The 9,625-nt window shown below is 75.3% G+C and carries 9 protein-coding genes; 2 read left to right on the forward strand and 7 right to left on the reverse strand.

All coding sequences use genetic code 11. From position 1 onward, the window contains the following. Positions 1-41 precede the first annotated feature (41 nt). The 3 genes from AA75_RS20035 to rpe form a co-directional block, all read right to left on the reverse strand. Positions 42-1,001: a pirin family protein gene (locus AA75_RS20035; protein WP_033821500.1), complete on the reverse strand. Its 960-nt coding sequence runs from the start codon at positions 999-1,001 to the stop codon at positions 42-44. Between the two features lie 145 nt (positions 1,002-1,146). Continuing rightward, positions 1,147-2,097: an alpha/beta hydrolase family protein gene (locus AA75_RS20040; RefSeq protein ID WP_051812840.1), complete on the reverse strand. Its 951-nt coding sequence runs from the start codon at positions 2,095-2,097 to the stop codon at positions 1,147-1,149. A gap of 115 nt (positions 2,098-2,212) precedes the next feature. Then, on the reverse strand, positions 2,213-2,896 hold the full coding sequence (gene rpe / locus AA75_RS20045) for a ribulose-phosphate 3-epimerase (RefSeq protein ID WP_033821501.1): 684 nt from the start codon (positions 2,894-2,896) through the stop codon (positions 2,213-2,215). A gap of 167 nt (positions 2,897-3,063) precedes the next feature. Between rpe and AA75_RS20050 the strand changes: the two genes are divergently transcribed. After that, positions 3,064-3,918 carry a hypothetical protein gene (locus AA75_RS20050; RefSeq protein ID WP_033821502.1) on the forward strand — a complete coding sequence of 285 codons (855 nt, stop codon included), beginning with the start codon at positions 3,064-3,066 and terminating at the stop codon, positions 3,916-3,918. Positions 3,919-3,986: 68 nt separating this feature from the next. Here the strand turns inward: AA75_RS20050 and AA75_RS20055 are convergent, their stop codons facing one another. Continuing rightward, positions 3,987-4,661 (reverse strand): C39 family peptidase, encoded by a 675-nt coding sequence (locus tag AA75_RS20055; RefSeq protein ID WP_233289103.1) that lies wholly within the window; start codon positions 4,659-4,661, stop codon positions 3,987-3,989. A 161-nt stretch (positions 4,662-4,822) separates the two neighbouring features. Beyond that, entirely contained in the window at positions 4,823-5,794 is a 972-nt protein-coding gene (locus tag AA75_RS20060; protein WP_033821508.1) for an aldo/keto reductase, read from the reverse strand. Positions 5,795-5,938: 144 nt separating this feature from the next. Here AA75_RS20060 and AA75_RS20065 point away from each other — a divergent pair, with 144 nt between their 5' ends. Continuing rightward, positions 5,939-7,054: a hypothetical protein gene (locus AA75_RS20065; RefSeq protein WP_033821503.1), complete on the forward strand. Its 1,116-nt coding sequence runs from the start codon at positions 5,939-5,941 to the stop codon at positions 7,052-7,054. A gap of 57 nt (positions 7,055-7,111) precedes the next feature. On the opposite strand, the gene AA75_RS20070 is transcribed toward AA75_RS20065, so the two are convergent. Together AA75_RS20070 and fmt are read right to left on the reverse strand one after the other, a co-directional pair. Further along, positions 7,112-8,542: an RsmB/NOP family class I SAM-dependent RNA methyltransferase gene (locus tag AA75_RS20070; protein WP_033821504.1), complete on the reverse strand. Its 1,431-nt coding sequence runs from the start codon at positions 8,540-8,542 to the stop codon at positions 7,112-7,114. Positions 8,543-8,632: 90 nt separating this feature from the next. Continuing rightward, positions 8,633-9,568: a methionyl-tRNA formyltransferase gene (gene fmt, locus AA75_RS20075; RefSeq protein WP_033821505.1), complete on the reverse strand. Its 936-nt coding sequence runs from the start codon at positions 9,566-9,568 to the stop codon at positions 8,633-8,635. Positions 9,569-9,625: the final 57 nt, after the last annotated feature.

Consider the following 9,625-nt stretch of genomic DNA (forward strand, 5'->3'; position numbering starts at 1 on the left):
CGGGCCGGTGCGGCGGCGGCCGCCAGCGGCGGGGCGCCGGATCAGCGGGCGCGGCCCCGGGGCTTGAGGGGCGTCGCGGGCAACTGCGGGGCCGGCAGCCGGTCGCCGTCGTAGCCGTGCACCTCGCCGAAGCGGGTGCCGGCCGTCCACTGCTGCTGCGCCTGCCGGATCTCCTCTCCGGTCCGGCCGATGAAGTTCCACCACATGATGATCTTCTCCTGGAACGGTTCCCCGCCCAGGAGCAGGAGCGAGCTGTCGCTGTCTGCGTGGAGCGGGAGTTCGGCGCGGCCGCAGCCGAGGTAGAGCATGGATCCGGGGTCGAGGGGGACGCCGTCGACCTCGGTGCGGCCGCTCATGGTGAGGACGGCGTACTCGAAGTCGGGCTCGAGGGGCAGCCGGTGGCGGGTGCCCTCGCGGAGGGTGAGGTCGGCGCCGACGAGGGGGGTGTGGGTGGTGCCGGGGGAGGTGGCGCCGTCGAGGGTGCCGAGGATGAGGTGGGCGGTGAGGCCGGGGGCGGTGACGACGGGCAGATCGGGGTGGTGTTCGAAGGCGGGGGCGGTGTGCCGGTGGGTGTCGGGGAGGGCGACCCAGAGCTGGGCGCCGTGCAGGAGGCGGGAGTGCCGGCGGGGGGACTCCTCGGAGTGCGAGATGGCGTGGCCGGCGGTCATCAGGCCGAGTTCGCGGGGGCGGACGGTCTGCAGGCTGCCGAGGCTGTCGCGGTGCAGGATCTCGCCCTGGTGGAGCCAGCTGACGGTCTGCAGGCCCATGTGGGGGTGCGGGGGGACCTGCATGCCGGGTTCGTCGGCGATGTCGTCGGGGCCGTAGTGGTCGACGAAGCACCAGGCGCCGACCATCCGCCGCCCGAGGTTCGGCAGCAGCCGCCGTACCACCGTCGACTCGCCGAGCGGTACCGTCCGGGCGGTGAGCAGGTCCTTCACCGGGCCGCCGGCGGCTTCCCGGCCGCACGTGGTGGGGGTGGGCCTGAGGTCGAGGTTGCTCATCCGGGCTCCATCGCCGTCGTCGTGTGCTGCGGCCGGTCACCCGGACCGGTCGAGGTCGATCATCCGCCCGCGCCGGCCGAACGCGAAGCACCCGCCGCCGGGCGCCCCGGCGCTTCTCGCCGCACGCCCCGGTCCGGTGCGCCGGTCAGCCCCGCCCCAGGGCGAGCCCGAGGAACGACAGCACCTCGGGCGCGACCCGGCGCCAGAAGCCCTCGGTGTGCTCGCCGTGCGGGAAGCGCGCCACCGCCGCCCGGGCGGTCAGCGTACGGGCGGCCGGGCAGAACGGGTCCTCGGTACCGCACCAGACCCCGAGCGGGCGCCCGTGCGGCCGGTCGAGGTGCAGCAGCGGCTCGTGCTCGCGCCAGTCGGCCTCGTCGCGGAAGCCGTCGACGGTCCGGGCGTCCGGCCAGCTCCGGAACAGCGCCGGGCTGAGCAGCGCGACCGGGCCGAACTCCGTACCCCGGTCGCGGGCGTACCGCAGCGCGCCGGAGCCGCCCATCGAGATGCCGAGCGCGGCGCCGGGCGGGCGCAGGCCCTGCGCCGCGAGGGCGGCCGGCAGTTCGGAGCGCAGCATCCGCTGCGGGTCGTCGCCGGGCGTGCGCTCGTGCCAGTAGGTGGCGTCCCCGCCGTCGACGGCCACCAGCGCGAACGGCGCGGTGCCCGCCGCCGCGGCGGCCAGGAACTGCGGCAGACCGAGGTCGGCCATCGCCTGCGCGTCGCCGCCGCGTCCGTGCAGCACCACGCAGACCGGCAGTTCGGCGGCGGGCCGGCCGCCGGGCGGCAGCATGGTGATCATCCGGACGGTGCGGCCGCGGGCCGCGGAGCGCAGGTCCACGCCGTGCACGGGCCCGGCCGTGACCTGCGGCACCGTACCGTCGGGCCCGGTCAGACCGAGCGCCCGGCGCAGCCGTACCCCGCCCGGCAGCAGGTCCGCCGCCATCGCCGTGCCCACGGCGCCGCCGGCCACCGCCAGGCCGCCCAGCCCGACGGCGGCCCGCAGCAGCCCCCGGCGCCGCGGCCCGGGTACCGGTGCGGCCGAATCCGACCCGGGCTCCAGGTCCGGTCGCGGTTCGGTCTGTGATCCCTGCTCGTGCACGGCTCCCCCTTGGCATCTCGACGGCGGTCGGCCACCCCACGCGGCCACCCCACGCGGCCGCGTCCCGCGTCCCGCACCCCACGGCCGGTGCCGCGGGCCCGGGACCGACGGGCCGTCAGTGGCGGCAGGCCCAGGGGGCGGTGGCGGTCACGGCCTCGGCCTGGGCCCGCAGGGCGCGCACGGCCTCGGCCGGGTCCTCGGCCCCGTACACCGCGGAGCCCGCGACGAAGACGTCCGCGCCGGCCTCGGCGCAGCGCTCGATGGTGCTCGCGGAGACGCCGCCGTCGACCTGGAGCCACAGGTCCAGGCCGTGCTTGTCGATCAGCTCCCGGGTGCGGCGGATCTTGGGCAGCATGATGTCCAGGAAGGCCTGGCCGCCGAAGCCGGGCTCGACCGTCATGATCAGCACCATGTCGAGCTCGGGCAGCAGGTCCTCGTACGGCTCGATCGGGGTGGCGGGGCGCAGCGCCATCGACGCCCGGGCGCCCTTGGCGCGGATCTCGCGGGCCAGCCGGACGGGTGCGGCGGCGGCCTCGACGTGGAAGGTGACGGAGCCCGCGCCCGCCTCGACGTACTGCGGTGCCCAGCGGTCGGGCTGCTCGATCATCAGGTGGCAGTCCAGCGGGGTGCCGGTCGCCCGGGCGAGCGACTCCACGACCGGGACGCCGAGCGTGAGGTTGGGGACGAAGTGGTTGTCCATGACGTCCACGTGCAGCCAGTCGGCGCCTCGGACCGCCTCGGCCTCCTCGGCCAGGCGGGCGAAGTCGGCGGAGAGGATGCTGGGGTTGATCTGAGCCATTTGAGGGTACCTTCACAACTCGGTGCGGGCGGTCGTCGCTGCCTTCTGGGGGACATCATCTCGCGTACGCGGCCCCGGGCGGGCGGCGGCCCGGTCCCGCGACCCGCGTCGCACCCGACGCGTGCCAGGGCCGCGACCACCGCGGTCCGTTCCGAGAGAGGTGTCCGATGGCCGAGCTGGCTCACCCTGCCCGTGCCCTGTGGTGGCTCTTCGAGCCGGTCCACGCCCTGACCTACTTCTCGCCCGAGGGCCGGGCGGCGTACGAGGCGGCGGGGCTGCGGGGCAGTTGGCGCGGCTACTTCGCCGGGCGGTCGGCGCCGCTCGGGCCGGTGGACGCGGCGCCGGTGATCGCGGCCTTCTTCAACTTCGCGCCCGGCATGGTCGAGCGGGCGCTGCCGGACGTCTGGGGGCGGGCCACCCCTCAGGCCGCGCTGGCGGCCCGGGTCTCGGGGGCGGAGGCGGCGCTGGCGCGGGTCCTGGAGCCGGTGAAGCCGCACCTGATCGACCGCTCGGTGGAGCTGCTGGAGCGGGCGGTGGACGGCCTGGACTGCTGCGGGCGGGTGCTGGCCGCCGCCAACGCCGCCCTGCCGCGTCCCGAGGGCCGGCTGGGCCGGCTCTGGCACGCCACCACCGTGCTGCGCGAGCACCGCGGTGACGGCCACGTGGCCGCGCTGGTCACCGAGGGGCTGGACGGCTGCGAGGCGCTGGTGGTGCGCTGCGCCCTGGACATCCGCCGCGAGGTAATGCAGCCGTACCGCGGCTGGACGGACCAGGAGTGGGAGGCGGCCACCGCCCGGCTGACCGAGCGCGGCTGGCTCGAGGCGGACGGCTCGCTCAGCGCCGAGGGCCGGGCCCGCCACCAGGCCCTGGAGGCGGCCACCGACCTGGCGGCCGCCCGGGTCTGGGCCGATTTCCGGCGGGCCGAGCTCGACGAACTGGCCACCACCCTGCGTCCGATCTCCACCGCCTGCCGGGCCGAGCTCCCGCAGCTCAACCCGATCGGCCTGCCGGTCGGCAGCTGATCCGTCCGCCCGCTCCGCGCGGGGGCGACCCAGTGGGCCCGCCCAGTGACCGGGCCCAGTGACCCGGCTCAGTGGCCCGGCGCCGCGGTCCGCCGTCCGGTGCCTGCGCTGACCCGGCCGCGGCGGGGCGGGCCCAGCAGGATGCCCCGCCCGGCGTAGAACCGCGGCAGGTCCGCCCAGGGCACCCGGGCGTACTGCTGCGACCCGTCCGGGAAGCCGGACGGGTTGTGGATCAGCAGTTCGTCGTCGTTCGCGCCGACCGCGAGCACCAGGTGGCCGCCCTGCCGGGGTGGTTCGGGGTCGAGGGTGCGGATGCTCGGGTGCACCGAGAGCATCAGCAGCCGGCCCTCGGCGATCTGCCCGGCGAGTTCCTCGGCCGGCAGCGGGGAGCGGGCGTCGGCGTACAGGCCCCACCGGGTGCGCACGTACTCGGCGAACGGCCGGTGCAGCAGCCCGTCGAGCCGGCCGTCCGGGTGGCGGACGTACGCCCCGGCGGCCAGGCACTCCTCGGCCAGCCGGATCGAGGCGGGGGCGACGCCCCACCAGAAGTCGAGGGCCATCCGCAGGCAGGCCATCCCGCAGATCCGCCAGGACCAGTACTCGTACTCGTCCTCGCCGGCCGCGCCGGAGCGTTCCCACAGCGGGTCGTCACCGGCCCGGACGGTGCCCGCCAGGATGTCCGGCACCAGCTCGGGCGACTCCCACTGGGAGTAGTACGGGACCTGATTGATGATCGGCTTCACCCCGCCATCCTGACGCGTCCGGGCGCCGATGCCCGGTAACCGCGCAGCGGGGCCGGTGCGCCGGGGTGCGGCGGCCCCGCCGGGCGGGCGCGACCGGGCGGGGTGCTCCCGGTGGTGCCGGCCGCCGGGCGGACCCGGCGGCCGGTACCGGGCCCGGTCGGCTACCAGGCGTAGTCCTCCGGGGCGGTACGGCGGCCCGGGAAGATCTCGTCCAGCCGGTCGAGGGTCTTCTGGTCGAGCGTCACGTCCAGCGCCCGGACGGCCGCGTGCAGCTGGTCCAGGGTGCGCGGGCCGACGATCGGGGCGGTGACGGCGGGCCGGGCGAGCAGCCAGGCCAGCGCCACGTCGCCGGGCTCGTGGCCGAGTTCGGCGGCCAGGTCCTCGTACGCCTGGAGCTGCGGGCGCTTGGACTCCAGCGTCTCGGCGGAGCGGCCGGTGGAGCGGCGCACGCCCTGGGCCTCCTTGCGCAGCACGCCGCCGAGCAGTCCGCCGTGCAGCGGGGACCACGGGATCAGGCCGAGGCCGTACTCCTGGGCGGCCGGGATCACCTCCAGCTCGACGTTGCGCTCCAGCAGGTTGTAGATCGACTGCTCGCTGGTCAGGCCGAGGAAGTTGCGGGCCTTGGCCGTCTCCTGGGCGCGGGCGATGTGCCAGCCGGCGAAGTTGCTCGAGCCGACATAAATGATCTTGCCCTGGGCGACCAGCACCTCCATCGCCTGCCAGATCTCGTCCCACGGCGTGGCCCGGTCGACGTGGTGCATCTGGTACAGGTCGATGTGGTCGGTCTGCAGGCGGCGCAGGCTGGCGTCGACCGCGCGGCGGATGTTGAGCGCCGAGAGCCGGCCCTCGTTGGGCCACTCCCCCATGTCGCCGTAGAGCTTGGTGGCGATCACGGTCCGCTCGCGGCGGCCGCCGCCCTTGGCGAACCAGCTGCCGATGATCTCCTCGGTACGGCCCTTGTTCTCACCCCAGCCGTAGACGTTGGCGGTGTCGAAGAAGTTGATGCCCTGTTCGTGGGCGGTGTCCATGATCTCGTGCGCGTCGGCCTCTTCGGTGTGCGGGCCGAAGTTCATGGTGCCGAGGCACAGGCGGGACACGGTCAGGCCGGTACGGCCGAGGTGGGTGAACTCCATGTCCGTCAGCCTCTGCCGCACCGGCTGCTTTGTCCAGTACCGATCGGCGACGGGGGTGTGCCGGATTCGTGGACAGGCTGACGGAGTGTCACTAATGTCCAGCACGGGGGAATCGGCAGGTTCGAACGGATGGGGGGACCATCGGTGTACACGGTTGCGGGTCAGCAGTACACGGGACAGGAACTGCTCGCGAAGCTCCGGGAGTTGGCGGACGACGAGGCGATCGGCGTGGTCTGGCACGACGGCTACGTCGCCGCCCTGCCGGAGCTGGCGCAGGCCGGACGGACGGTGTTCGCCTCGGTGGACGCGGTGCTGCTCGGCCTCGGCGGATGTCTCACCGGCCGGAGCGTCTACGCCTACGCGTACCGGGCGCAGGTGGACCTCACCGCCCGCAGGCTCCTCGCCGGGGGCCCGGAGTTCGAGAACTCCGGCCGGGACAAGGCCTTCAACCGGCTGAACTGGGTGCAGCAGGGCCACGGCGACGACGCCTACCTGAAGCTGCGCGACGGCAGGTCCCCGTACGACGCGGTGCGCGACCTGGTGGACAACTCCGGTGGCTGGACGCTCGACTGCGCCACCTTCGTGCAGGCCGTGCAGCTCGGTGCGTGGGCGGCGGCGGTCGGCCGGGCGGAGTTCGACCGGGCGGCGCGGCAGCCGTTCACCCTCAAGGACCACGGGTCGACCGGGCTGAGCCACCACAAGCTCTGGTTCAAGAAGGCGTTCGGCTCCCCGTACCGGCTGCGCACCCCCGCCACCGACCGTTCCAGGGCGCAGGAGCCGGTCGCCGACGTCACCGACCGGCAGCTGCTGGCGTCCGCTCCCCCGGGCAGCCGGGTGGCCTTCGTCAACTCCGACCCGCAGGCCGAGGGCGGCGACTTCGAGCGCGAGAACACCCTCAAGCTGCCCGACGGCACGTACGCCTCGCACCCGTTCGGCATCCTGTCCGCCGCGGACATGAAGCGCGCCCTGGCCCTGCAGACCGTGCTGCGCTACGGCGAGGAGATCGACGCCACCCTCGCCCGCGCGGAGGCCGGCGAGCACGGGTCGATCACCGCCGAGGAGGCGGGCACCGCCAAGGCCGAACTCGACCGGCTGGTCGCCGGCGGCGACCGCACGGCCCTCGCCGAGTGGATCCTCGACCACCGGACCTGGACCGAGAACCTGCTCTACGACGACCTCGCCGAGTACGTCGAGGATTTGGTCTACCTCGGCGAGGTGGAGATCTACACCATCACCCCGGAGACCACCGCCCGGCAGTGACCCGCCGGCGCCGGTGCTACGGCCGGGCCGCCACCGCGGTGGCGGCCCGGCCGCGGGTCAGCCGGTGCGGCGCAGCAGGGCCAGGTACATCGCGTCGGTGCCGTGCAGGTGCGGCCAGAGCTGGACGTCCGGGCCGTCGCCGAGCGCGGGGAGTCCGGGCAGCAGCGGCCGGGCGTCGATCCACTCCACACCGGGTTCCTCGCGCAGCACGTCGTCGACCACGGCCCGGGTCTCGGCCAGGTGCGGCGAACAGGTGGCGTACCCGACCACGCCACCCGCCCGGGTGGCCCGGATCGCGGTGCGCAGCAGGTCCCGCTGGAGCGGCCCGAAGCCCGCGATGTCCTCCGGCCGGCGCCGCCAGCGCGCCTCGGGGCGGCGGCGCAGCGCGCCGAGACCCGAGCAGGGGACGTCGACCAGGGTCCGGTCGAAGGAGCCCTCGCGCCAGGCGGGCCTGGTGCCGTCGGCGGCGATCACGGTGTACGGGCCGGGGTTGCCGTCCAGGGCGCGGGCCACCAGCCGGGCCCGGTGCGGCTGCTTCTCGGAGGCGACCAGGGCCGCGCCGCGCTGCGCGGCGAGGGCGCCGAGCAGGGCGGCCTTGCCGCCGGGGCCCGCGCAGCCGTCCAGCCAGAGCCGGTCGCTGCCCTCCAGCGGGGCGGCGGCCAGGGCGAGGGCGACCAGCTGGCTGCCCTCGTCCTGGACACCGGCCCGGTTCTCCTTCACGGCGTCGATCCCGGCCGGGTCGCCGCCCTCGGCGAGCCGCAGCGCGTACGGGGACCAGCGGCCGGGTTCGGCCTCGGGCAGCGCGGCGGCGATCTCCTCGACCGTGGCGCGGCCGGGGCGGGCGATCAGGGTGACCTCGGGGCGCGCGTTGTCGGCCGCGAGCAGTTCCTCCATCGCGCTGCGCCCGCTTGCGTCCGGCTGCCAGCGGCCGAGCGAGTCCCACAGCGAGGAGACCACCCAGCGCGGGTGCGAGTGCAGCACGGCGAGGTGGTCCTCGGCGTCCTGGTCGTACGGCGGGGCGACCTGCTGCAGCCAGGCGTCCAGGTCCTGGGCGCTGATCTTGCGCAGGACGGCGTTGACGAACTTGGCCCGGCCGTCGCCGAGCACCACCCGGGCCAGCTCCACGGTGGCGGAGACGGCGGCGTGGCTGGGGATGCGGGTGGCGAGCAGCTGGTGCGCGCCGAGCGAGAGCACGTCCAGCACCGGCGGGTCGACCTCGCGCAGCGGGCGGTCGACGCAGGCGGCGATGATCGCGTCGTAGCTGCCCTGCATCCGCAGCGTGCCGTAGACGAGCTCGGTGGCGAGGGCCGCGTCGCGGCGGTCCATCCCCTTCTGCTCGGCCTCGCGCAGCAGCGAGGGCAGGATCAGGTTGGCGTACGCGTCCCGCTCGTCGACGGCGCGCAGCGCGCGGAAGGCGACGATCCGGGCCGGGTCCTTCTTCGGGCGGCGGTGCGGGCGGGGGGCGCGCTTGGCGCTGGGGGTGGTCACTGGTGCCTCAAGGTGCTACGGAATCAACGGATCGGACGGTTTCGGGGCGGACGGGGTTTCGGGGTGGACGGGCGGACCGGGGCCGCGGTGTCACCGGCCCAGCAGTTCGCCGGACTCGATCCGGACCCCACGGGCCCAGTCTGCCGCCCGCATCGGCTTCTTGCCCTGCGGCTGGACCTCGCCCAGCTCGACCTCGTGGCTGCCGGTGCCGACCCGGACGCTGTTCTTGCTCACGGCGAGCTCGCCGGGGGCCAGCTCCGAGCTCCCGGTCAGCAGCGTCACCGGGCCGGACACCTTGAGCCGCTCGCCGCGGAAGGTGGTCCAGGCACCGGGCGCGGGGGCGCAGCCGCGGACCAGCCGGTCGACCCGCAGCGCCGGGTGGGACCACTCGATCCGGGCGTCCTCGACGTTGATCTTCGGGGCCAGGGTGACGCCGTCGACGGGCTGCGCGACGGGCCGCAGCGAGCCGTCCGCGATGCCGTCCATGGTGGCGGTCAGCAGCCGGGCACCGGAGTGCGAGAGCCGGGTGAGCAGTTCGCCGCTGGTGTCGGCCGGGCGGATCTCCTCGGTGACCACGCCGAACACCGGACCGGAGTCCAGCCCCTGCTCGATCAGGAAGGTGGACGCGCCGGTCACCTCGTCGCCGGCCAGCACCGCGTGCTGCACGGGGGCGGCGCCGCGCCACGCGGGCAGCAGCGAGAAGTGCAGGTTGACCCAGCCGTGCACGGGGATCTCCAGCGCGCCGGGGCGGATCAGCGCGCCGTACGCGACCACCGGGCAGCAGTCCGGCGCCAGTTCGGCCAGCCGGGCCATGAACGCGGGCTCGCTCGGCCTGGCCGGCTTGAGGACCTCGATCCCGGCCTCCTCGGCGCGCTGGGCGACCGGGCTGGCGACCAGCCTGCGCCCGCGGCCGGACGCGGCGTCGGGGCGGGTGACCACCGCGACCACCTCGTGCCGGTCCGAGGCCAGCAGGGCGTCCAGGGCGGGAACGGCGACCTCGGGGGTGCCGGCGAAGACGAGGCGCATGGGTGCCTTTCTGCAGAGGGGCAGGGGTCAGCGGGCGGGGCGGGCGGGTGTCCGGCC

The sequence above is a fragment of the Kitasatospora sp. MBT63 genome (assembly GCF_000710465.2).
GTDB lineage: Bacteria > Actinomycetota > Actinomycetes > Streptomycetales > Streptomycetaceae > Kitasatospora.